Origin of the sequence: Martelella mediterranea, assembly GCF_021021415.1 — a bacterium.
Taxonomy (GTDB): Bacteria; Pseudomonadota; Alphaproteobacteria; order Rhizobiales; family Rhizobiaceae; genus Martelella; species Martelella mediterranea_C.
This window is the reverse complement of record NZ_JAINWJ010000007.1, coordinates 52152-76141: the sequence shown is the minus strand read 5'-3', so window position 1 is coordinate 76141 and position 23990 is coordinate 52152. Positions and strand designations below refer to the sequence as shown.

Genomic DNA, 23990 nt, shown 5'->3' with positions numbered 1-23990 from the left:
GTGAAATGGGGTTCACACGCAAGTCGACACTGCTTTTGGGCGCCAGCTTGCTCGCCTTCGCGGCGGTTATGGGCAACAGTGATGCCGAGGCAGCCTCGGCGAACACATGGCAGGGAGGCTCCGGCAACTGGTTCGACGGAGGAAACTGGACCGACGGAATCCCGGTGACCGGCGAAACGGTCATTATTGGGGGCGGCCCAAGCGTTTGGCAGGCCGCCATCCAGACCCCAGGCGGCGAGGCGGGCGATATCCTGATCGAAAGCAATGGCCTCCTGACCGTCGCCGTCGATGGAACCTTGGACGCCACCGGCGCGGTTACTGTCGGTTCCAACGCGACGGCGGACAGCCTCGGCGGAACGTTCCATGTCCATTCGGGCGGCACGGCGACGGTCGACGGGCTGTTTGTCGGTTCCACCAACGCTGCCGCAGGCGAGAGCACTGCAATCGTCGCCGGTACTGGATCGGCACTCACTGTTTCGGGCGCCAACAACTATCAGTTCACCATTGGCGGCGGCAACGCGGCCATAATGGAAATCAGTGGCGGCGGCGTTGTCAATGCGGGGGCCGCGGGAGACCGTCAGGTTCAGGTCGGAACCGGGCTCGCCGGCGAAGGCGGCGTTCTGAAGATTGGCAAGGGCGGCTTGAGCGGCACACTGAATGCGTCGGGGGTCTATCTGGCATCGAGCGATTCCACCGTCGTCTTCGATCACACGGATAACGTGACATTCGATACGGTCATTTCCGGCTCGGGCAGCGTCACGAAAGATGGAAGCGGCACGCTGACGCTTACGGGCGCCAACACCTATAGCGGCGGCACATTCTTCAATGACGGCATCGTCTCGGTCTCCCAGGACAGCAATCTCGGCAACCCGGCCGGCGCCCTGACCTTCAATGGCGGCACGCTTCAGTTCGGCGCGGCGTTCGATCCGAATTCGATGCGTGCAATCACGCTCCAGGCGGGCGGCGGCACGATCGACACCAACGGCAACGACGTCAAGATTGTCCGTACAATCTCCGGCACGGGCAGCTTCACCAAGACCGGCGAAGGAACGCTCACCCTTTCGGGCATGAACAACTTTACCGGCGAAACCATTATTTCGCAGGGAACGCTGGCGCTGGAGAACCAGGGCCGGCTTCAGAGTTCCAGCCTTGTCACGGTCAACGGAACGCTGGATATTTCCGCCGCCAGCGGTGCGGCCCTCAAGGCGCTTACGGGCAGCGGCAAGATCATTCTCGGCAATGCCGGCCTGCGTATCGATGGCGGCACCAACGTGTTCTCGGGTGTCATTTCGGGCAATGGCGGCCTCTCCATCATGGGGGGCACACAGACATTCACTGGCGAAAACACTTTCCTCGGCGCGACCAGCGTAGGCGCCAATTCCCAGCTTCGGATCGGCGATGGCGGGACGACCGGCTCGATCATAGGCAATATCGGCAACTACGGCTCCGTCGTTTTCAACCGCTCCAATTCTCTGACCTATGGCGGCGTCATCACCGGGCCCGGCACGCTCGGCGTCATGGGCGGCGGCACGCTGGTGGTCACCGGCGATAGCAGCTTCAACGGCGGGACGGTCATTCAGGATTCGACACTTCAGGTCGGCAATGGCAGCACCTCGGGCCGTATCGGTTACGGCAACGTATTGCTTGTCGGCGAAAGCACGCTGGCCTTCAACCGCAGCAATGATTCCTCCTTCTCCGGCGCGATTTCCGGTGGCGGCAGCCTTCGTCAGATCGGCACGGGCACCACGACGCTGAGCGGCAACCTTTCCGGCTTTACCGGTCTGGCGACGGTCTCCGCCGGAACCCTTCGCATGGAGTCCGTCATCGGCGGCAACCTTGCTGTGGACGCTGGCGCGACAGGCGAATTCAAGCTCAACGGCGGCGATGTCAGCTATGGCGGCGCCGTCACCGGCAGCGGAACCTTTGCGAAATCCGGCGGGTCGACGCTCAACATGACCGGTGATATCAGCGGATTCACGGGCCTGACCGATGTGTCCTCGGGCACGTTGCGTCTCGCCACAGTTCCGGGCGGCGACATGAGGGTCATGGGCACCGGGCTTCTGAACCTGGCCGCAGACGCAACCTTTGGCGGCGCGCTGACCGGTTACGGCACCTTCGGCAAGGAGGGCAAATCCACCCTGACGATTACGGGTGACCACAGCGGCTTCATCGGCGTGACCCGGATTTATGCCGGTGCGCTGCGTTACGAGACGCTGCCCGGCAAGAACGGTATCGACGTCAAATCCGGTACGGGGCTGATTTTCGCCCTGCCGGGTGATGCAAACTATGCCGGGCCGATGATCGGCGGCGGCACGATCGTGAAGACGGAATCCTCGACGCTTACCTTGAGCGGCAAGATCGGCGGTTTCACCGGCATCACAGGCGTTACCGACGGGACTCTGCGGCTGGAATCGCTGCCGGGCGGCACGATCACCGCTGTTGACGCGGGCACGGTCGAATTCGCTCTGGCGGATGATACGACCGTCTCCAACCTGATCAACGGCAATGGCACGCTGGTGAAATCCGGCGCGACCACGCTGACGCTTGCCGGCGATATCAGCGACTTCACCGGCACCACTTCCGTTTCGGAAGGAACGCTGAGCCTGCAGTCCCTGCCGGGCGGCGCGATCGCGGTCGGTTCTTCCGGCACGGCGCAACTCGCATTGGCGGACGGCACGGTGGTTTCGAACCAGATCACAGGAAGCGGCATGCTGGTGAAATCCGGCGCGTCGGCGCTGACGCTTGCCGGCGATATCAGCGGCTTTGCCGGCATGACGTCCGTCTCCGAAGGCGCCCTGACGCTTGCAACCCTGCCGGGTGGCAATCTCGATGTCGGCGCATCCGCCACCCTGAATTTCGCCGTGGCCGAGGATGCGACATTCGGTGGCGTGGTCTCGGGCAGCGGCCTGATCGTCAAGTCGGAGAATTCCACGCTGACGCTGACCGGTGACAATAGCGGATTTACCGGGGCGACCCGCATTGATGACGGCAAGCTCATCGTCAACGGCGCCTTCGGTGGTCCGCTGACGATCGAGAACGGCGCGTTCATCGGCGGCTCGGGAACCGTGGGCACCCTGACGGTCGGCACCGGCGGCACGGTATCGCCGGGCAATTCGCCTGGAACGCTGACGGTTGCCGGCGACATCACCTTCGAGCCGAACTCGATCTATGAAATCGAGATCGACCCGCTGACCGGCGCGCACGACCAGATCGCGGTGCGTGACACGGCAACGCTGAATGGGGGCACGGCGGCCCATATCGGCCTGGAGCCGGGCTCGGGCTACGATCCGGCGGCCACCTACACGATCCTCACCGCCAGCAGCGTCAACGGCACGTTCGACAATGTCGTCTCGGACTTCGCCTTCCTGTATCCGACGCTGGAATATTACGGCGACCGGGTTGATCTCACGATCATCCGCAACGACGTCGATTTCGCGGCGATCGGGGATACGCCGAACCAGCAGGCGACCGGCGGGGCGGTTGAAGCGCTCGGCCCGACGAATACGCTTTACCGCAATGTCGTCTCGCTGAACGCGGAAGCCGCGCGCGACGCCTTCGATCAGTTGTCGGGTGCGTCCAATGCGACGATGCGGACAGCGATCCTGGCGAATACCAACCTGATCCGCGATGCGGCGACCAACCGCGTGCGCGCCGCATTCGACAGTGTTGCGGCAAAGCCGGTTCCGGTCATGGCCTATGGCGAGGATCAGACGATGACCGGTGTCGAGACCCACGGCAGCGGTATTGCCGCCTGGGGCGAAGTGCTCGGCAACTGGACCTCGATGGACGGTAACGGCAATGCCGCCGGCTTCGACAATTCTCTGGGCGGTCTGGTTGCCGGTATCGATGGCGCGATCGGCAATGACTGGCGCATCGGCGCGATGGGCGGTTATTCCAGCACCAGCTTCAGCGGCGATGATGGCGCGAGCGGCAGTACCAACGACTATCATTTCGGCGTCTATGGCGGCGGTGAAGTCGGCGCTATCGGCATCCGGATGGGCGCGGCCTACACCTGGTACGAGGTCGACAGCGATCGCTCGGTTGCCTTCGGCGCGTTCTCCGATCAGCTTTCGGCATCCTATGACGCAAATGCCTTCCAGGCCTTTGCCGAAGCGGGATATCGCATCGATGCCGGCGAGAGCGCGTTCGAGCCTTATGCGAACCTTGCCTATGTCAACATGCATACGGATGGCTACACCGAGACGGGCGGCGCCGCGGCGCTGTCTGTCGCGGCATCCGACAGCGATGTCTGGTTCTCAACGATTGGCGTACGCGCCGCGACCGACTTCGCGCTCGGCGCGACCAGCGCGACCGCCCGCGTTGGTCTCGGCTGGCGTCATGCCTATGGCGACACGACCCCGTTGGCGAGCGTGGCGTTTACGGGTGGCGGGGCTTTCGGGATCTCCGGCCTGCCGCTCGACGAGGACGCCGCGGTGCTGGAAGCCGGACTTGATTTCGCGCTGTCGCCGATGTCGACCCTTGGCATCTCCTACGAAGGACAGATTGGCAGCGAGGCCCAGTCGCACACCGCGAGGCTGAACTTCGCGATTTCCTTCTGACCGGCTGAAAGCCCCGAACACAAGACCTCCGCCGGCCACCGGCGGAGGTTTTTTGTCAGTGCGCCGGATAATGTGCTGGCTCAGTGGCAGTGCACCTTCCCGACTTTCTTTTCCATATGGCAGCACTGGCCGGGCGGCGAGCTCTTGCGGCAGCCGCCGCCATGGGCGAAGGCGGCCGCCGTGGTTGAAAGCACCAGTAAGGCCGCGAGGCAGAACCTGGTCATGGCGTTTCCCCTCTCCAATTGGCATTCCGCTTGTGCCGGCTCGGCGGCATTTGCGGTTCCATCAGTCGCATTGAAGCATACATCACCGGAATTCACTTCCGCCCACAAGTGAAAACTGCTTTGGTGCCGCGATGTCTTCCGAACAAACGAACGCAACCGGCCAGCTCACCGGTATTGCCCTGATCACCTTTGCGGTGCTGCTGCTGTCGCTGTCCGACGCTTTGGTGAAGCTCACTGGCGCGCATTACAGCCTTGGACAGCTGATCCTCATGCGCTCGCTGGGGGCCGGTCTTCTGCTGTGCCTGTGGGCATGGGCGCGGGACAGGCGGCTTGGTGCGGCGCGTCCGCTCTGGGTAACGCTCAGAAGCCTGTGCCTTGTGGCGATGTGGTTCTTCTACTATGCGGCGCTGCCGGAAATACCGCTGGCGCTGGCTGCGGCCTGCTATTACACCGCGCCGCTCTGGATGGCGCTGCTCTCGCGCGTCGTGCTTGGCGAACCGCTTGGATTGCGAAGGGCGGCGGCGGTGGTTGTCGGCGCTGTGGGCGTGTTTCTGGCCGTCAACCCGACGGCTGCGCCGCCATCACCCTATGTCATCCTGCCGCTGCTCGCGGCGCTGTGCTACGCAATGAGCGCCATCATCACCTGGAGCCGATGCCGGGCGGAGCAGCCGGTGGCGATGGCGTTTAACCTGAACGTCGCCCTGGTCGTCGCCGGCGGCGGGCTTGTTGCCGCGCTTTCTATGACGGGGGCGGGCATCGAGGGCAGTTTCATTTTCGGCGTCTGGCCCGCGCTCGGCGCTGTCGACTGGGCGGTTCTCGGCCTGCTGGCGGCATTTTTGATGATCATCACGGTTTCGGTGGCCGGGGCCTATCGCATGGCGCCCGCGCCGGTGATCGGCCTGTTCGACAATGCCTATCTGGTTTTCGCCGCGGTCTGGGGCGTCGCGTTTTTCGGGCAGATTCCGTCGCCGGTCGAAATGGCCGGAATGGCGCTCATCCTGGCGGCCGCAGTCACGGCGGCGCGCGCGCCACGGGTCCGGGCCGGCAGACCGTCGCCCACCCGGATTGCGGCGAAGTAACGTCCGCCGGTGTTGATGGCCGGTTTTTGCGCGGGTTAAATTATCGTAACATATTGAAAATTATGCTAAAATAACAAAATATTCATTATCCGAAAGCTGCAATCGGGCGTAGTCAGTCGGTCTGCGGCGGGACGTTTGTCTCCGCCTGCCTCAACAACCGAGGAATACTGTCATGAAGAAGATCATAGCCCTTTCGCTCGCAACCTTGATGATCGGTTCCGGCGCGGCGCTGGCCGCCCAGCCCTTCAACCCGACGATGTACGGCGCGAAGCAAACCACCGCCGATCAGGAATTCGCCCGCATCTCCGCACCCGGCACGATATTCACCACCGAGGTCAACGGTGGCTCCGGCTGGACGGCCTCCAAGACCTACAAGGTGCAGCCGGACGGGACGGCGAAGCTGATCGATCTCGGCTATATCAACAACAACTGATCCGAAAGCCTGTTGATCAGCTCAAGGCCCTGCGGCTGACTGCCGCGGGGCCTTTCATTTGCGCGGATGGGCCCGGTCGTAGATCTCCAAGAGCCGGCCGGTGTCGACGCCGGTATAGACCTGGGTGGTCGACAGGCTGGCATGGCCGAGCAGTTCCTGGATGGTGCGCAGGTCGCCGCCGGCGGCCAGAAGATGGGTGGCGAAGGAGTGGCGCAGCGCATGCGGCGTCGCCTTGTCGGAGAGGCCGAGCGCGCCGCGCATGGCCTGCATTTCGCGCTGTATGATCGCGCTTTGCAGCTTCTTGCCGCGCGCGCCGAGAAACAGCGGGCCGTCCGGGGCAAGATGATAGGGCGCGAGGCGGATATAGTCGTCCACCGCAGCAAGCGCTGCCGGCAGCAGCGGCACGATTCGCGTCTTGCTGCCCTTGCCGGTGATCCGAAGGCTTTCCGGCGCGCCGGCAAAATCGGCGGGCGTCAGTCCCAGCGCTTCGGAAATGCGCAGGCCGCAGCCATAGAGCAGGCAGAACACGGCGGCATTGCGCGCCGCGATCCACGGCTCCTCCGCAAGCTGGCTGTCGGCGCGTGACAGCGCCAGGGCATCTTCGGCGTTCAAGGGTTTCGGCAGCGATTTCGGCTGTTTCGGCGCCCGCATGGCCCGCACGCCGGCGGCATTGGCAAGCCCGCGCTTTTCCAGCCAGCGCAGGAATGAACGTATGCCGGCGAGATCGCGCCCGAGCGTGCGCGCCTCCGCGCCGCCCTTGCGGCGAAACGCCAGATAGGCGCGAATATCGGCAGGCCGGAGCGCATCGATATCGGAAAGGCGCACGGGCCGCGCCACATGGCGGCACAGGAACTGTAAAAACTGGCGCGTGTCGCGCTCATAGGCGTTGATCGTATGGTCGGCGAGCCGCCGTTCGCTGTCCAGCGTTTCGAGCCAGTCGCGCCGAAGCGCCATCAGGGCGTCGTCTGCCGGGATGAGCACATTTTCCATCGATCGCTTGCCGTCATCCACAGGTGTTTATCCACGCCGGCCGGCCCGGGCCATGACCTCGGCGCTTGACGAAATCTTGTTCGGGGACAATCCTGCACTAGATTGCGTTAGAAAAAAGCTAATGCTTCGCGGGGGGTGTCATTGTCTTATCATATCGAGTTGGGATATAGACCTTCCACCATTGACGGGACTTTCTATGGCGCGCCGTGATTCCTCATCTGCCTTGACGCATTTTGCCGAGACGCTGGCGCTTGTCTCGCAGGGACGGCCGGGCCATATCGTCGATACGCTGATCGCCGAGCGCGGCGAGAAAATCGTCCACAGCCCGTTCTGGCCGGTGATGCGGCCCTTCCTTTATTCCCTGCTCGGTTATGGCAAGGCGATCGAGTTCGCCACCGAAACCCAGTCCATGGACGGCTACGGGGTCTTCAATTATCTCTCCGAAAAGCTGACGCTGGACATCCATTGCCAGCGCCGCGAGCGGATTCCGGAGGCCGGCGGCTTCATCATGGTGTCCAACCATCCGACCGGCATTGCCGATGGCGTGGCGGTGTTCGACCTGCTGAAGGAACGCCGCCCGGACATGATGTTCTTCGCCAACCGCGATGCGGTGCGCGTCAATCCGCGCCTGGTCGAGATGATCGTCCCGGTCGAGTGGCGCGAGGAGTTCAAGAGCAAACTCAAGGCGCGCGAGACCCTGCAGGTCACCAATGACGCGATCAGGCAGGAAAAGGCGATGGTGCTGTTTCCCTCCGGCCGCATTGCCTATTGGGCCGAGGGCAAGCTCAACGAGCGGCCGTGGAAAAATTCGGCGATCGGCTTTGCCCGCAAATACAACCTGCCGATTCTGCCGGTGCATCTGAAGGCGCGCAATTCCGGCCTGTTCTACTGGTTCGCCAAATGGTCGACCGAACTGCGCGACATGACGGTCTTCCACGAGCTTCTGAACAAGAAGGGCGACCGATTCGATTTCACCATCGGCAAGATGATCATGCCTGAGGAACTCCACGGCGACGCCGCCGACGTGACGACCGCGCTCGAAAACCATACGGTGCATGCGCTGGCGAAGGATCCGGATGCGGACTTCGCGCTGCCGCCGGCCGAACCCAAGGCTGAGGCAGAGGAAGGGGCGGCCTGAGCCGCGATCTGCTTTGCCGCTTCACTTTCCAGGCGTCGGCAGGCAAGCTTGCCAGTCATGACTTCAGATTCGCTTGATCTTTTCGGAAAACCTGTAACGCCTGCCACTTCACGCAGCGTGCCGGTGATGGTGCCGCTGCCGGTGGCGGGGCCGTATTCCTATGCCGTGCCCGATGGCATGGCGGTAATACCCGGCTCCGTCGTGCAGGTGCCGGTCGGTCCGCGCAAGGTGATCGGCATCGTCTGGGATGAGGGCGATGAGACCGGCGCCGTGGACTCGAAGAAGCTCAGACCCATCGAGCACGTCTTCGACTGCCCGCCGATCAGCCCGGCGATGCGGAAATTCATTAACTGGGTGGCTGGCTATACGCTGACGCCGCCGGGCCTTGTCGCGCGCATGGCCGTGCGCGCGCCGACCGCGCTCGAACCCGAGCCGATGGTCGAGGGGCTCAGGCTGACCGGCACCACGCCCGAGCGGATGACGCCGGCGCGGCAACGCGTTCTGGAACTGGCCTCGGACGGCTTCTCCTGGACGCGGCTCGGGCTCGCACGCGCCGCCGGCGTCAGCGCCAGCGTGGTCGAGACCATGATGAAGCAGGGCGTGTTCGAGACCGTGTTTCTGCCGCCGCCGCCCGCCGTCGGCGCGGCTGATCCCGATTACGCCCCACCCGAACTGTCGGCGGACCAGCGGGACGCCGCCGACAGGCTGAAATCCTCGGTCGGGCAGGGCTTCAGCGTCACCCTGATCGACGGCGTGACCGGTTCGGGCAAGACCGAGGTCTATTTCGAGGCGATCGCCGAAACGCTGAGACAGGGGCGGCAGGTGCTGATCCTGCTGCCGGAAATCGCGCTGACATCGGCGTTTCTGGAGCGCTTCGAGGCCCGCTTCGGGTCGAAACCCGGCGAGTGGCATTCCGATCTTGCGCCGCGCATGCGCGAAAAGGTCTGGCGGCAGACGGCTGAGGGGCGCATCCGGGTCGTCGCCGGCGCCCGTTCGGCGTTGTTCCTGCCGTTCGAGGATCTCGGCCTGATCGTGGTCGACGAGGAGCACGACACCGCCTACAAACAGGAAGATCGGGTGTTCTATAACGCCCGCGACATGGCCGTCGTGCGCGCCCGGATCGGCGATATCCCGACGGTTCTCGCCTCGGCGACACCCTCGATCGAAAGCCAGGTCAATGCGCTTGCCGGCCGCTATGACCGGCTGCATTTGCCGGGACGTTTCGCCGAGGCGGCGCTTCCGGACCTGAAGACCATCGACATGCGGCGCGATCCGCCGGCGCGCGGCGGCTTCCTGTCGCCGGTGCTGCTGAAGGCGGTGGAGGGCGCGGTCGGGCGCGGCGAACAGGCGCTGCTGTTCCTCAACCGCCGGGGCTATGCGCCGCTCACGCTCTGCCGGGTCTGCGGCCACCGGTTCCAGTGCCCGAATTGTTCTAGCTGGCTGGTGGAGCACCGGTTTCGCGGACAGTTGATGTGCCACCATTGCGGCCATGCCGAGCCGGTGCCCGAGGCCTGCCCGGAATGCGGCACGCTCGACCATCTGGTCGCCTGCGGGCCGGGGGTCGAGCGCATCGCCGAGGAGGTCGAGCATCATTTTCCCGAAAAGCGCACCATCGTTCTGTCCTCCGATCTCTCCGGCGGCGTCAAGCGGCTCAGGCTGGAGCTGGAGGCAGTGGCAAACGGCGAGGCGGATATCGTCATCGGCACGCAACTGGTGGCGAAGGGGCATAATTTCCCGCTGATGACGGTCGTCGGCGTCGTCGATGCCGATATCGGCCTTGCAAACGGCGACCCGCGCGCGGCCGAGCGGACCTTCCAGTTGCTCGCCCAGGTGACCGGCCGGGCAGGGCGCACGGGGCTCACGAGCCACGGCCTGATCCAGACCTATCAGCCCGCCCATCCGGTGATGCGCGCGATCGTCTCCGGGGAGGCGGAGGGCTTTTATGCCCGGGAGATCGGCGAGCGCGAAAAAAGCGGCCTGCCGCCTTTCGGACGGCTTGCTTCAGTGATCGTTTCGGCGGAAACGCGCGGCGAGGCCGAGACGCATGCCCGCGCGCTCCGGGCCGCGGCCCCGCAAAGCCGCTCGATCTCGGTGCTTGGGCCGGCGGAGGCGGCCCTTGCCCTGATCCGGGGCCGCTACCGGTTCCGGCTGCTGGTGCATGGCGCGCGCGGCGACGACATGCAGTCGTTTCTGGCGGCGATGCTCGAAAACGGGCCGCGGGCGCGCGGCTCGGTAAAGGTGCAGGTCGACATTGACCCGCAGAGCTTTCTCTAGATAATGATCCCCAAAGGGATGCGGGCGCGCGTCCCGCAATACTGGAGGGTGTGTAATGAGTTTCTATTGGCCGGAGAGCTTCGTGGGTCAGGTCGCCCTGTTCATGGCGGTGGTGATCCTGATCTGGGGGCTGATCGTGGCGCTGGCGCCGCTGCGCCTGATGGCGTTGACCGGGTTCTCGGGCCACAAGGTCGAAGATGGCGAAACGATCCATGTCCGCTCGCTGATCGGCGGCACCTATGCGGCCATGTCGCTGATGGCGCTGCTGTTCGATCAGCCGATGATCTACCGCACCTTCGGTCTCGCCCTGATATTCGGGTTTCTCACAAGGCTTTTGTGGATGGCGACGCTCAAGAGCCGGTCCATCAAGGGCGGTATATTCCTGGCCTGCCAGGCCGTGGCCGGGGTCTTCATGCTGCTCTACGGTCTTGGCTGGGCATAGCGTGACCGGGTAAGCGGCAGGCGCGGCGCATTTGCCTCCTGCATGTGTCGCTGCGGCACGGTTTCCGTTTCGGGGAATAAATGTGCTTCTGTGGTTGCTGTAAAATCTCGTTTTTACAGGGCTTTTCGGAGTTTGTGACAAGAAACGCGCGCCAATGCCTCAAAGGGGCTTTGATCGTGTTGCGAGTCGCTATTACCTGTGCTAGACGGACCCCGACTATCGGGAAAGGCGGGTTTGATCACCGCAGTTCTCCTGGGGATATTGTAAAGTTCTAAGGGGCAGCAACGACGGCCACAACCGCCGTTGCTGCCGGTTTTAAAAAAGGGAATCTGTGCCTGTGGCGGACCTATCCCATTCTGTTTCGAGCGTCGCGGAGCGTTATGCCGCTTCGTTGTTCGAACTGGCCAAGGAAGAAGACAAGATTGACGCCGTCGGCGCCGATCTCGACCAGATCGACAAGATGCTCAAGGATAGCGATGACTTCCGGCGTCTGGTCATGAGCCCCGCATTCAGCGCTGAGGAGCAGTTGAATGCGATGACGGCCGTTCTCGAAAAAGCGAAGATCGGCGGCTATGTCGCCAACTTCGTCAAGGTCGTGGCGAAAAATCGCCGTCTGTTTGTCCTGCCGGGCATGATCGCCGCCTATCGCGGCGCGGTCGCGGCCTATCGGGGCGAGGTGACGGCCGAGGTGACGGTGGCCCATGCCCTGTCGAAAGAACAACAACAGGAATTGAAGACTGCGCTGAAGGATGTGACGGGCAAGGATGTTGCCCTCGACATCACCGAGGACGCGTCTCTTCTTGGCGGTATGATCGTCAAGGTGGGCTCGCGTCAGATCGACACATCGCTGCGCACGAAACTCTCCAAACTTAAGCTTTCACTGAAAGAGGTTGGCTGATGGATATCCGGGCCGCGGAAATTTCCGCAATTCTGAAAGAGCAGATCAAAAATTTCGGCGACGAGGCGGAAGTCTCTGAAGTCGGCCAGGTGCTTTCTGTTGGTGACGGCATTGCCCGCGTCTACGGTCTCGACAACGTCCAGGCCGGTGAGATGGTCGAGTTCGCCGGCGGCGTTCGCGGCATGGCGCTCAACCTCGAAAGCGACAATGTCGGTGTCGTTATCTTCGGCTCCGACCGCGAGATCAAGGAAGGCGACGTCGTCAAGCGCACCGGCGCCATCGTTGATGTTCCGGTCGGCCCCGGCCTGCTCGGCCGCGTTGTCGACGCGCTCGGCAACCCGATCGACGGCAAGGGCCCGATCAACTCCGATACCCGCGCTGTCGTCGACGTCAAGGCGCCCGGCATCATTCCGCGCAAGTCGGTTCACGAGCCGATGTCCACGGGCCTCAAGGCGATTGACGCCCTGATCCCGGTTGGCCGCGGCCAGCGCGAGCTCGTCATTGGTGACCGCCAGACCGGCAAGACCGCGATCATTCTCGATACCTTCCTGAACCAGAAGCCGATCCACGACAACGGCCCGGACGCCGACAAGCTGTACTGCGTCTACGTTGCCGTGGGCCAGAAGCGTTCGACCGTTGCCCAGTTCGTGAAGACGCTCGAAGAGCGTGGCGCGATGGAATATTCGGTCGTGATCGCCGCGACCGCCTCCGATCCGGCGCCGATGCAGTATCTTGCGCCGTTCGCCGGCTGCGCCATGGGCGAATATTTCCGCGACAACGGCATGCATGCCCTGATCGCTTACGACGACCTTTCCAAACAGGCCGTTGCCTACCGCCAGATGTCGCTGCTTCTGCGTCGTCCGCCGGGCCGCGAAGCCTATCCGGGCGACGTTTTCTACCTGCATTCGCGTCTGCTCGAGCGCGCCGCCAAGCTCTCCGATGAGCGCGGCGCCGGTTCGCTGACCGCTCTGCCGGTTATCGAAACCCAGGGTAACGACGTTTCGGCGTTCATTCCGACCAACGTGATCTCGATCACCGACGGCCAGATCTTCCTTGAAACCGACCTGTTCTACCAGGGCGTCCGTCCGGCCGTGAACGTCGGTCTGTCGGTTTCGCGCGTTGGTTCGTCGGCCCAGATCAAGGCGATGAAGCAGGTTGCCGGCTCGATCAAGGGCGAGCTTGCCCAGTATCGCGAAATGGCCGCCTTCGCCCAGTTCGGCTCCGACCTCGATGCCGCCACCCAGCGCCTGCTGAACCGCGGCGCGCGCTTGACCGAGCTTCTCAAGCAGCCGCAGTTCTCGCCGCTGAAGACGGAAGAGCAGGTTGCGGTGATCTTCGCCGGCGTCAACGGCTATCTCGACAAGCTGCCGGTTGGCAAGGTTCGCGCCTTTGAGGCGGGCCTGCTGTCGCATATGCGCGGCGAAGCCAAGGACGTTCTCGAGGCGATCCGCACCGAAAAGGCGCTGAGCGACGATCTGAAGGCCAAGCTGAAGTCCGCCATCGAAGCATTCGCCAAGAATTTTTCGGCCGAGTAACACCAGACGGGGACTGAACACCCATGGCTTCATTGAAGGATCTGAAGCTTCGCATTGCCTCGGTGAAGGCGACGCAGAAGATCACCAAGGCGATGCAGATGGTCGCCGCGGCGAAGCTGCGGCGCGCCCAGGAGGCCGCGGAGAACGCGCGGCCTTACACCGAGCGTATGGCAACCGTGATGGCTGACCTGACGGCGGCTGTCGGCGAGGGCGAGGAAGTGCCCGCGCTGATGAAGGGCACCGGCAAGGACAACGTCCATCTACTGGTGGTCTGCACGGCCGAGCGCGGCCTTTGCGGCGGTTTCAACGCGCAGATCGCTCGTCATGCCCGCCTGCATGCCCGCAAGCTGATTGCCGAGGGCAAGACGGTCAAGATCTTCAGCGTCGGCCGCAAGGGCTATGACGCGCTGCGCCGCGAATTCGCCGACCTCGTTGTCGAGCGCAAGGACCTGCGTGACGTTCGCAAGATCGGTTTCGAAAATGCCGAGGATATCGGCAACCGCATCATCGAGATGTTCGGAGCCGGCGAGTTTGACGTCTGCACGCTGTTCTATTCGGAGTTCCAGTCGGTGATCTCGCAGGTCCCGACCGCGCTCCAGCTCATTCCCGCCGCTCCGCCCGCTGATGCGGAAGAGCGCGAGGGTGCGGCGCTTTACGAATACGAGCCGAGCGCCGAGGCTATCCTTGACGATATCGTGCCGCTGAACATCCGTGTGCAGGTTTTCCGGGCGCTTCTGGAAAATGTTGCCGGCGAGATGGGCGCGAAGATGACCGCGATGGATAACGCCACGCGCAATGCCGGTGAGATGATCGACAAGCTGACGCTGTCCTATAACCGTCAGCGTCAGGAAAAGATCACCACGGAACTGATCGAAATTATTTCCGGCGCGGAAGCGCTGTAAGAGCTTGAAAAGAGGGTTTTATCATGGCTGAGGCCTCTATCGGTAGAGTGACGCAGATTATCGGCGCCGTCGTTGACGTCGCTTTCGACGGCGACCTGCCCCCGATCATGAACGCGCTTGAGACCGACAACCACGGCAACCGGCTGGTTCTCGAGGTCGCGCAGCACCTCGGCCAGAACGAAGTGCGCACGATCGCCATGGACGCGACCGAAGGTCTGGTCCGCGGCCAGGAAGTCAAGAACACGGGTTCGCCCATCGAAGTGCCGGTCGGCGTCGAAACGCTTGGCCGCATCATGAACGTCATCGGCGAGCCGGTTGACGAAGTGGGTCCGATCAAGACCAAGACCAAGCGCGCGATCCACCAGGAAGCGCCTCCCTATGTCGATCAGTCGACCGAAGCGGAAATCCTGGTCACGGGCATCAAGGTCGTGGACCTGCTGGCGCCTTACGCCAAGGGCGGCAAGATCGGCCTGTTCGGCGGCGCCGGCGTTGGCAAGACCGTTCTGATTCAGGAACTGATCAACAACATCGCGAAGGCGCACGGCGGTTATTCGGTGTTCGCCGGCGTTGGCGAGCGTACGCGTGAAGGCAACGACCTTTACCACGAAATGATCGAATCCAACGTGAACGTCGATCCGGCCGAAAACAACGGTTCGGCCGAAGGTTCGAAGTGCGCGCTGGTCTACGGCCAGATGAACGAGCCGCCCGGCGCGCGTGCCCGCGTTGCGCTTTCCGGTCTGACGATTGCCGAAAACTTCCGTGATGAAGGCCAGGACGTTCTGTTCTTCGTGGACAACATCTTCCGCTTCACCCAGGCCGGTTCGGAAATCTCGGCTCTGCTCGGCCGTATTCCTTCGGCTGTGGGCTATCAGCCGACGCTGTCGACCGACATGGGCGCGCTCCAGGAGCGCATCACCACCACGACCAAGGGTTCGATTACCTCGGTTCAGGCGATTTACGTTCCCGCCGACGACCTGACCGACCCGGCGCCGGCCACCTCGTTCGCCCACCTGGACGCAACGACCACGCTGTCGCGCTCGATCGCTGAAAAGGGTATCTACCCGGCCGTTGACCCGCTCGACTCGACCTCGCGCATGCTCGACCCGATCATCGTCGGCGAGGAGCATTACGAGGTGGCCCGCGCGGTTCAGTCGACCCTGCAGCGCTACAAGTCGCTTCAGGACATCATCGCCATTCTCGGCATGGACGAGCTTTCCGAAGAGGACAAGCTCACGGTTGCCCGCGCCCGCAAGATCGAGCGCTTCCTGTCGCAGCCGTTCCACGTGGCCGAAGTGTTCACCGGCGCCCCGGGCATCCTGGTTTCGCTCGAAGACACGATCCGCTCGTTCAAGGGTCTGGTTGAAGGCGAATACGACCACCTTCCGGAAGCGGCCTTCTACATGGTCGGCACCATCGACGACGCCGTCGAGAAGGCCAAGAAGCTCGCCGAAGCGGCTTGATCTTGAAGCGGGGCGGCGCAAGCCGCCCGGTTCAACCGGTAATCTTTGAAGACGGAAAGTAGACCCCCTATGGCTGAAACGTTGGTTTTCGAACTGGTGACCCCCGAGAAGCTTCTGGCTTCGACGGAGACGGATGCGGTCGTCATTCCGGCTTCCGAGGGCGAAATGACGGTCATGCCGAACCATGCGCCCACCATGGCGGCGATCCGTCCGGGTCTGGTGAAGTTCAAGAACCATGACGGCAAGGAACTCCAGTTTCTGGTGTTCCACGGCTTTGCCGATATCCAGGGCAAATCCTGCACGCTTCTGGCCGAGACCGCCGTCCCGGTCGGTGAGGCCAGCGGTGCGATCGAGGATCGTATCGCCACGCTGCGCAAGGAGCTGGACGAAGCAAGCCATCACGAGCACAAGAATGCTCTGGAACAGATGCTGGGCGAACTGACCCATCTCGGCCAGACTGTTCTGCCCGCCTGATGTAGCCTTTAAAGATATTGGTATTAAAGCCGCGGTTTATGCTGCGGCTTTTTTCGTTTTTCTGCTAGTCTTTCTGATCGAAGCGGCCGACAGAGCCGATATTGGGCGTAGCTGTGGTGACGTTCAAGCTTTGCCATGTCCGCCTTGATGAGCAGGAAACGCGCCTTTGCAGTTGCCGAAGTTCGACAGGAAGTATCTGAGCGATGTGCTCATTATGGGCATTGTCGGCGCGGCGGTAATGGTCTTTTTGATCGCGGTGGATTCTTTCGAGCGCCTGCACGATTTTTCCCGGGCGCATGAAGACTGGGAACTCGACGAACTGTTCACCGGGTTGATGGTGGCCAGCATAGTTCTGGCTTTATTGTTGTGGCGGCGGTCGCGGCGGTTGCGCACCGAAGTCGACCGGCGCCACAAGGCCGAGCGGCTGGCGCTGGCGCTTGCCAGGCAGGATTCGCTGACGGGCCTGCCGAACCGTCGCTCCTTTGAGGAGGAGTGTGACAGGCGGCTCACGCGCGCGCGCCGAAAGTCCGACAAATTTGCGCTGCTGTTCATTGATTTCGACAGGTTCAAGCAGATCAACGACAATCTCGGCCACGAGGCTGGCGACCGTCTGCTGCAGGAGGTCGCCGAGCGGCTGAAGAAGTGCCTGCGGCCGGAGGATTTTCTCGGAAGGCTTGGCGGCGATGAGTTTGCCGCGATTCTCGATGGCGATGTTTCCGACGCGGTGATCGGGCAGGTCGCCGAGCGGCTGCTTGCCGCCGTCGGGCAACCGATGATGCTGCTGGGGCGCGCGCTGACGCCCTCGGCGAGCATCGGCATCGCCGTCTATCCGCGCGACGGGCAGAATCGCGAGATGCTGCTGAAGAAGGCCGATGCCGCGATGTACAAGGCCAAGGAGGATGGGCGCCGGCGGTTCGTGGTTTACGATCCCGATATTATTCATGCCGAGCGCGATCATCAGATGCTGGAGCTCGAGCTGAAGGATGCGATTGCCAACGGCGAGATCGTGCCATTCTACCAGTTGATTCGAAGCTGCGAGAAAGGCGATGTCGGCACTGTGGAGGTTCTGGCGCGCTGGCGGCATCCAAAACTCGGTCTTCTGAGCGCCGGTGATTTCATTTCCCTTGCCGAGGCCTCGGGCCTCATTCAGGACCTGTTCGAGTCCGTGCTCGAGCAGGCTTGCCGTGATGCCAGAAGCTGGCCGGGCGCACCGGCGATCGCCGTCAATGTCGTGCCTCACCAGCTTTCCGACAAGGATTTCGCAGAAAAGCTGTTCGCGCAGCTTTCGCGGCATGGCTTTCCGCCCGCGCGACTTGAGATCGAGATCACCGAGGACGCGCTGGTGGTTGACGTCGTGGCGACGCGCCGCTGCATCCGCAAGCTGAAGGAGCGCGGCGTGCGGGTCGTGCTCGATGATTTCGGCACCGGCTATTCGAGCCTGAGGCAGCTTCGCGAACTGCCCTTCGACCGAGTCAAGATCGATCGCAGCTTTATCGCCGGCGTCGGCAGCGACCGGCAGAGCGAGGAAATCGTGGTTTCCACGATCAACCTGTGTCGGGCTCTGGGGCTGAAGACGGTTGCCGAGGGGATCGAGGATCAGGCCCAGGCGGACTGGATATGTGCCCACGGAGCGGACGCCGCGCAAGGCTTTTTCTACGCCCGACCTGTTTCTGCCGAAGAGGTTCTAGAAAAGCTGAGCGGTCTCAATCCGCGATCGTGATAATACCGCAATCGCCCGCTTCCGAGGCAAAGGCAAGCCGCTTGCCGTCGTCATCCCAGGAAAGCGCGGAGATCGCGCCCTTGCCGGGCCGGCGCAGCAGCGCCTCCTTGCCATCCGAAATCCTGACCGCCAGCACCATGCCGTCGATAAAACCGATCGCGAGCATTTCCTCGCTCGGATGAAACGCGACCTGGGTGACGAGAATATCGGAGCGGGTGCCGAGCTCCAGCGGGCCCTTGCCCATCGGACCGTCCTTGCCGGAAAACGGCCAGACGATCGCCGCCGGCGCGCCGGAGGTCGCGAGCCATTTTCCGCGCGGGCTCCACGACCATGACTTGACCTTGGCGGGGTAGCCGCTCATGCGCATGTCGCGAAAGCCGTCCTTCGGCTTGCCGTCGAGCTTCCAGCCATGCAGCGCGTTTTCCTGCATGGTGGTCACGAGGAAACGGCCGTCGGGCGAAAAGGTCACGCCAAGATGCGCCCCCTTCCACGGCAGCCAGATCGCGGGCGCGGCCCCGCCGACCCAGCGCAGGCTGACCCCATCATAGCGGGCAACGGCAATCCTCAAGCCCTTCGGCGCAAAAGCGATGCCCTCGACGCTGCGCTCTTCCGGAAAATTCACAGTCTTGCCATCGACGATCACCCGCGACTCGCGCCCGACGGCATAGGCCACCGCGCCCTGGGGGCCGCCGGCGACGACGGAAATCCACTTGCGCGGCTCATTGGCAAGCTCTGTGATCGCGCCATCCGCGCCGATGCGCAGCACGCGGCCATCCTCGCCGCCGGTGATCAGCGAGCGGCTGAAGGGATCACGGATGCAGGTCAGCAGTCCGTCATGAGCCTCGGTGACCTTCTCGCCCTCGTCCAGCCTGTGGATCGTGCCGGAAGCGGTGGCGAAAAACGGCACGCCGCCAAGAAAGGCGGCGGCGATGACATGGTCGTCGATGTCGAAGGGCGCGACGCTCGGCATTACGACTTGGCCTCGCAGGCGCGGAAGCTCTTCTCAAGCTTGTCGCGGTCGAGTTCGCGTCCGATGAACACAAGCCGGCTTTCACGGGCCTCGCCATCCTTCCATGCGCGCTGGTGATCGCCCTCGATGATCATGTGAACGCCCTGCACGACATAGCGCTCGGGGTCGTTCTTGAAGGCGATAATGCCCTTGAGGCGCAGAATGTTCGGCCCCTGGGTCTGGGTCACCGACTGGATCCACGGGAAGAACCGGTTGGGATCGAGCTCGCCGCCGCGCAGCGAGACCGACTGCACCGTCACGTCATGATGATCGGACAGGCCGTGGTGGTGGTGATGGTCGTGATCATGGTCATGATGGTGGTGATGATGATCGTGGTCGCAATCCGGGCCGCATTCGTGATCATGATCGTGATGGTCGTCATGATCGAGGAAGTGGGGATCGTCGGCGAGCACATGCTGCAGGTCGAAGGCGTTCTGACCGAGAATGTTGTTGAGGTCTATGCCCGAGCGTTCCGTGTGATGGATCTTCGCTGCCGGGTTGATGGCGCGCACCAGGCGTTCGACATTGGCGAGTTCCTCGGCGCTGACGAGGTCGGTCTTGTTCAGCAAAACGATGTCGGCGAAGGCGATCTGGTCCTCGGCCTCGCGGCTGTCCTTGAGGCGCAGCGGCAGGTGCTTGGCGTCGACCAGCGTGATCACGGCGTCGAGCGCGGTCTTGGCGCGCACATCGTCATCCATGAAGAAGGTCTGTGCCACGGGGACCGGGTCGGCAAGGCCGGTGGTTTCCACGATGATGCCGTCGAAACGCGGGCGGCGCATCAGGCCTTCGACCACGCGGATCAGGTCGCCGCGCACCGTGCAGCACACGCAGCCATTGTTCATCTCGTAGATTTCCTCGTCGGATTCCACGATCAGGTCGTTGTCGATGCCGATCTCGCCGAACTCGTTGACGATCACCGCATATTGCTTGCCGTGGTTTTCGGAGAGGATGCGGTTCAGAAGCGTGGTCTTGCCGGAGCCGAGATAGCCGGTCAGCACGGTCACGGGAATGGGCTTTGCGAGCGTTTCGGTCATGGATCAATCCTTGAAGCGGACCTTGAGAGGGCGTTTGCGCCTATATAAGGAGCGCAGCAGGGAGGAGCAAGAAGGCGGTGGGGATGAGCCGTCCCTGTTGATAAGCCGCCTCTATTAAACCGATTGTAGATGGATAGTTGAAATAGCCAAGATTTTTGTTTAAAAAATTTAAATGAACGCGGCGCAGAGGGGCGCCGCAGGTCAATTCGGAGTATGTCGTGGCCCAGAAAGTCAAACTCTCCACCATCGCGGAGTCGCTGGGCATCTCCACGGCCACGGTCTCGCTGGCATTGCGCGACAGTCCGCTGGTGGCGGCGGCCACGCGGGACCGGATCAAGGAACAGGCGCGCGCGCTCGGCTATATCTACAATCGCCGCGCGGCCAGCCTCCGCACCTCGCGTTCGGGCATTATCGGGGTCGTGGTGCATGACATCATGAACCCGTTCTACGGCGAGATCCTGAAGGCGATCGAGAGCGAGCTCGACCGCAACCAGCACACATTCATCCTCTCCAACCATTACGATTCGGTCGAAAAGCAGCGCAACTTCATCGAAACGCTGCTGCAGCTTGGCGGTGACGGCGTGATCATGTCGCCGGCGATCGGCACGCCGGCCGCGGATGTGCAACTTGCCGAGGATAACGGCATGCCGGCGATCTTCGTGGCGCGTACGCTGGAGGAACTCGACCTGCCGACCTATCGCGGCGATGACAGCTACGGTATTGCGCTTGCGACCAACCACCTGATCGGTCTCGGCCATCGCTGTATCGCGATGATCGGCGGCACAGACCAGACGTCGACGGGGCGCGACCGCTATGCCGGCTATGTCAATGCGCTGAAGAAGGCCGGTATCCCGGTCGATCCGGGCCTGCGCATTCCCGGTCCGCGTTCCAAACAGGGCGGATTCGAGGCGGCAGTGCATTTCCTGTCGCTGCCGCAGAAGCCGACGGCCGCGGTATGCTGGAACGATCTGGTGGCGATCGGGCTGATGAACGGCATTTCCCGCGCCGGGCTGACGCCGGGCGTCGACATTTCCGTCACCGGCTATGACGATCTTGAGGAAGCCTCGATCGCCACGCCATCGCTAACGACAGTATGGAACGGTCAGGCCGAGGTCGGCCGGCTTGCCGCGCGCGCGCTGCTCGACCGGCTCGCCGGCTCCAGCGCGCCGAATGGCATGCACCTGATCAAGCCGGAGATGCGCATCCGCCAATCCACCGGTCCCCATCGCGAGACCGCGGACAACCCGCTCGCGGTCTAATTCATCATTTAGAAAAAAATACCCTCGGAGGCCCCATGCCCAAACCCGTCGTGCTGCTGTCGCAAAAGCTGAACAAGTTCATCGAAGAGGCGCTCGCCGATGATTACGAGCTGCTGGACATGCCCGAGGAGGGCGTGAACGCGCTCGGCGTCCGTGCGGATGATATCCGCGCGGTGATTGCCTTTGGTGGGTTTTCGGCGGCACAGATGGACGCGCTGCCGAACCTCGAAATCATCACCTGCCCGGGTGTTGGCTATGACGGCATCGATACCGACCATGCCGCAAGCCGGGGCATCATCATCACCCACACGCCGAATGTGCTGAACGACGAGGTGGCCGACACGGCGGTGGCGCTGCTGCTCAACACGGTGCGGCAGTTCTATTTCGCCGAAAAGTGGGTGCGCGACGGCCGCTGGGAGCGCGACGGCGCCTTCGAGCTTTCGCCGTTCACGCTGAAAGGCCGCAAGGTGGGCCTTTACGGCCTCGGCCGGATCGGCGAGGAGATTGCCGCGCGGCTGGAGCCGTTCAAGGTCGAGATTTCCTATCACACCCGCAGCCCGAAAAAGGGCGTGGCCTATGCCTATCACCCGACGCTCGCCTCGCTGGCGGACGCCGTGGATACGCTGATCGCCATCGTTCCGAAAACCGACGAAACCCACAAGACCATCAACGCCGATATCCTGAAAGCGCTGGGCCCGAACGGCATCCTCATCAATGTCGGCCGTGGATGGACCGTGGATGAGGATGATCTGATCGCGGCCCTTGAGGCCGGCGCGCTCGGCGGCGCGGGCCTCGACGTGTTCTATGACGAACCGCATGTGCCGGAAAAGCTTCTGAGTTTCGACACCGTCAGCGTCCTGCCCCATGTAGCCTCGGCCTCCGTCGCTACCCGCCGCGCCATGGCGCAACTGGTCGCCGACAACCTGAGATCCTGGTTCGCCGAAGGCCGCCCGGTCACACCGGTTCCGGAAACGCCGTTCGCGCCGAAAGCGTAAGGCTCTCAGGCGCGCTGCTTTCTGGCCGCGATGATCTTCTGCATGAGTGAGATGAGTTCTGCGCTCTCCTCGTCCGAAAGGGCGAGGAGAGCGTCTTCGTTTTCCGCCGTGGCGGCGGCGATCGCGGGATCGCGCAGGGCGCGCGCGCGCTCCGTCAGCCGGATGCGCTGAACGCGGCCGTCGCCGGGGTCTTTTTCTCGCCTGATCAACCCGTCGCGTTCCATGCGCGACAGGGTGTTGGCCATCGTTGCCTGCTCGATATCGAGCCGTTCCACCAACTGTTTCTGCGTCAGTCCGTCATTCTCCCATAATTCCAGAAGGGCCGGGAAGGTGCCTGTCGTCAGCCCGAGCGGCCGGATTCGGGCGGCCAGACCGCGTTCGAACAGGCGCGCCATATGATTGGCGAGATAGCCGGCGGAATCGTCTTTTGAAAAGCTCATGTTTTTCATTAGCATTTGCATAGCTTACTATGCAATGTTATATAGCTTGCTATGTAAATTGACAGGAGTACGACCATGCTGAAGACCATGCATCCCATAGCCGGCGCATTGGCGCTTGTGCTCATCACCACATTCTGGCTCTCGACCGTTATGGCGGAGGTCTTCGCCGGCCCCGAACTGGTGGCGCTGGTCAAGGCCGCCATCCCCTGGGGCTTCCTGCTGCTGGTGCCGCTACTGGCGCTGGCGGGATTGTCAGGCTTTCGTCTTGCGGGAAAAATGCGCGGGCCGCTGGTCGTGGCAAAGCGCAGGCGCATGCCGATCATTGCCGCCAACGGTATCCTCGTGCTGATCCCCTGCGCGCTGTTCCTCGCGTCAAAGGCGGAGGCGGGCGCGTTTGACGCATCGTTTTATGCCGTGCAGGCTATTGAACTCGTCTTAGGCGCCGTCAATATCGCGCTTATGGCGATGAACATGCGCGACGGATTGCGCATGAAGGGGCGGCGGCGCTGACTTTCGCCATGCCGTCAGGCCCCGATGCCCTCGGTGACGAGGCGCACGATGTCGGCGATCCCGTCCTCGGTCAGCGGCGTGCCGGCAAGCGCGTTCAGCATGGCCTGGCCAAAGACGGCAAGCAGGATCAGCGCCATGAATTCCGGGGCCTCGTCCCGGCGGAATATTCCCTGATCCTGCCCGAGCGCGACGACGTCGCGCACCAGCCCCTGAAAGGATGGCCGGTCCGGGGGCGGCGCAAGACCGGGGCGGCGGGCGGGCCGCAGCGCCAGTTCTGCAAGCGTGGGGTTGGCGCGGCACCACGCGGCGCTGTCGTTGAATATGGCGCAGAGGAGCGTCTTCGCGTCCTCATCGGCTGCCATCCTGTCGCGGTAGCGGCCGTCATCAGCTTCGTCCCGTGCGATCAGCGTGAGCGCGATATCCTCCTTCGAGGAGAACAGATTATAGGCTGTCTTGCGCGTCAGCCCCGCGCCCTCGGCGATCTCCTCCATTGTGGTCGCGGCAAAGCCCTTGCGCCGAAACAGGTCCTCGGCGGCGGTGAGGATCAGCGAGCGCGAACGTTCGGTGCGGGATAATCTTGTCATTTTTATACATTTGTGTATTTTTGCCCATATG

Annotated in this window: 21 protein-coding genes; 15 read left to right on the top strand and 6 right to left on the bottom strand. The window is 62.9% G+C overall.

The window, feature by feature from the left end; translation table 11 throughout:
- Positions 1–5 precede the first annotated feature (5 nt).
- On the top strand, positions 6–4559 hold the full coding sequence (locus K7H91_RS04880) for an autotransporter outer membrane beta-barrel domain-containing protein (RefSeq protein ID WP_230719088.1): 4554 nt from the start codon (positions 6–8) through the stop codon (positions 4557–4559).
- Positions 4560–4639: 80 nt separating this feature from the next.
- Here the strand turns inward: K7H91_RS04880 and K7H91_RS04875 are convergent, their stop codons facing one another.
- Positions 4640–4783 carry a hypothetical protein gene (locus tag K7H91_RS04875; protein ID WP_230719087.1) on the bottom strand — a complete coding sequence of 48 codons (144 nt, stop codon included), beginning with the start codon at positions 4781–4783 and terminating at the stop codon, positions 4640–4642.
- A gap of 131 nt (positions 4784–4914) precedes the next feature.
- Between K7H91_RS04875 and K7H91_RS04870 the strand changes: the two genes are divergently transcribed.
- Positions 4915–5862 (top strand): DMT family transporter, encoded by a 948-nt coding sequence (locus K7H91_RS04870; protein WP_230719086.1) that lies wholly within the window; start codon positions 4915–4917, stop codon positions 5860–5862.
- Between the two features lie 172 nt (positions 5863–6034).
- Positions 6035–6295 (top strand): hypothetical protein, encoded by a 261-nt coding sequence (locus K7H91_RS04865; RefSeq protein WP_230719085.1) that lies wholly within the window; start codon positions 6035–6037, stop codon positions 6293–6295.
- 54 nt (positions 6296–6349) lie between these two features.
- Here the strand turns inward: K7H91_RS04865 and K7H91_RS04860 are convergent, their stop codons facing one another.
- Entirely contained in the window at positions 6350–7285 is a 936-nt protein-coding gene (locus tag K7H91_RS04860) for a tyrosine recombinase XerC (RefSeq protein ID WP_230719084.1), read from the bottom strand.
- 196 nt (positions 7286–7481) lie between these two features.
- Between K7H91_RS04860 and K7H91_RS04855 the strand changes: the two genes are divergently transcribed.
- The 9 genes from K7H91_RS04855 to K7H91_RS04815 all read left to right on the top strand — a co-directional run bounded on the left by K7H91_RS04855 (position 7482) and on the right by K7H91_RS04815 (position 18128).
- The gene (locus tag K7H91_RS04855) at positions 7482–8423 is read left to right on the top strand and encodes a GNAT family N-acetyltransferase (RefSeq protein ID WP_230719083.1); all 942 of its coding nucleotides are present in this window, start codon (positions 7482–7484) and stop codon (positions 8421–8423) included.
- A gap of 57 nt (positions 8424–8480) precedes the next feature.
- Positions 8481–10697: a primosomal protein N' gene (locus K7H91_RS04850; RefSeq protein ID WP_230719082.1), complete on the top strand. Its 2217-nt coding sequence runs from the start codon at positions 8481–8483 to the stop codon at positions 10695–10697.
- Positions 10698–10752: 55 nt separating this feature from the next.
- A complete protein-coding gene (locus K7H91_RS04845; RefSeq protein WP_018062866.1) occupies positions 10753–11139 on the top strand; it encodes a hypothetical protein in 387 nt (128 codons plus the stop codon).
- Positions 11140–11470: 331 nt separating this feature from the next.
- Complete coding sequence (locus tag K7H91_RS04840) at positions 11471–12037, top strand: F0F1 ATP synthase subunit delta (protein WP_230719081.1); 567 nt, start codon at positions 11471–11473, stop codon at positions 12035–12037.
- Positions 12037–13572, top strand: a complete 1536-nt coding sequence (gene atpA / locus K7H91_RS04835) for a F0F1 ATP synthase subunit alpha (RefSeq protein ID WP_230719080.1) — start codon at positions 12037–12039, stop codon at positions 13570–13572. Before K7H91_RS04840 ends, atpA begins: the two co-directional genes overlap by 1 nt.
- Positions 13573–13595: 23 nt before the next feature.
- A complete protein-coding gene (locus K7H91_RS04830) occupies positions 13596–14474 on the top strand; it encodes a F0F1 ATP synthase subunit gamma (RefSeq protein WP_230719079.1) in 879 nt (292 codons plus the stop codon).
- 23 nt (positions 14475–14497) lie between these two features.
- Positions 14498–15934 carry a F0F1 ATP synthase subunit beta gene (gene atpD / locus K7H91_RS04825; protein ID WP_230719078.1) on the top strand — a complete coding sequence of 479 codons (1437 nt, stop codon included), beginning with the start codon at positions 14498–14500 and terminating at the stop codon, positions 15932–15934.
- 69 nt (positions 15935–16003) lie between these two features.
- The gene (locus tag K7H91_RS04820) at positions 16004–16408 is read left to right on the top strand and encodes a F0F1 ATP synthase subunit epsilon (protein ID WP_230719077.1); all 405 of its coding nucleotides are present in this window, start codon (positions 16004–16006) and stop codon (positions 16406–16408) included.
- Positions 16409–16574: 166 nt separating this feature from the next.
- Positions 16575–18128, top strand: a complete 1554-nt coding sequence (locus tag K7H91_RS04815; RefSeq protein ID WP_230719076.1) for a putative bifunctional diguanylate cyclase/phosphodiesterase — start codon at positions 16575–16577, stop codon at positions 18126–18128.
- On the opposite strand, the gene K7H91_RS04810 is transcribed toward K7H91_RS04815, so the two are convergent.
- On the bottom strand, positions 18112–19098 hold the full coding sequence (locus K7H91_RS04810; protein WP_230719075.1) for a WD40 repeat domain-containing protein: 987 nt from the start codon (positions 19096–19098) through the stop codon (positions 18112–18114). The genes K7H91_RS04815 and K7H91_RS04810 overlap by 17 nt on opposite strands.
- Positions 19098–20171 (bottom strand): CobW family GTP-binding protein, encoded by a 1074-nt coding sequence (locus K7H91_RS04805; protein ID WP_230719074.1) that lies wholly within the window; start codon positions 20169–20171, stop codon positions 19098–19100. The genes K7H91_RS04810 and K7H91_RS04805 overlap by 1 nt, the downstream gene beginning before the upstream one ends.
- Positions 20172–20389: 218 nt before the next feature.
- On the opposite strand from K7H91_RS04805, the gene K7H91_RS04800 reads away from it, so the two are divergent.
- Together K7H91_RS04800 and K7H91_RS04795 are read left to right on the top strand one after the other, a co-directional pair.
- Positions 20390–21430, top strand: a complete 1041-nt coding sequence (locus K7H91_RS04800) for a LacI family DNA-binding transcriptional regulator (RefSeq protein ID WP_230719073.1) — start codon at positions 20390–20392, stop codon at positions 21428–21430.
- 35 nt (positions 21431–21465) lie between these two features.
- Positions 21466–22425 carry a 2-hydroxyacid dehydrogenase gene (locus K7H91_RS04795; RefSeq protein WP_230719072.1) on the top strand — a complete coding sequence of 320 codons (960 nt, stop codon included), beginning with the start codon at positions 21466–21468 and terminating at the stop codon, positions 22423–22425.
- Positions 22426–22430: 5 nt separating this feature from the next.
- On the opposite strand, the gene K7H91_RS04790 is transcribed toward K7H91_RS04795, so the two are convergent.
- On the bottom strand, positions 22431–22865 hold the full coding sequence (locus K7H91_RS04790; protein ID WP_230719071.1) for a MarR family winged helix-turn-helix transcriptional regulator: 435 nt from the start codon (positions 22863–22865) through the stop codon (positions 22431–22433).
- Positions 22866–22940: 75 nt separating this feature from the next.
- Between K7H91_RS04790 and K7H91_RS04785 the strand changes: the two genes are divergently transcribed.
- Entirely contained in the window at positions 22941–23375 is a 435-nt protein-coding gene (locus K7H91_RS04785; protein WP_230719070.1) for a hypothetical protein, read from the top strand.
- Between the two features lie 14 nt (positions 23376–23389).
- On the opposite strand, the gene K7H91_RS04780 is transcribed toward K7H91_RS04785, so the two are convergent.
- Entirely contained in the window at positions 23390–23959 is a 570-nt protein-coding gene (locus K7H91_RS04780; protein ID WP_230719069.1) for a TetR/AcrR family transcriptional regulator, read from the bottom strand.
- Positions 23960–23990 lie beyond the last annotated feature (31 nt).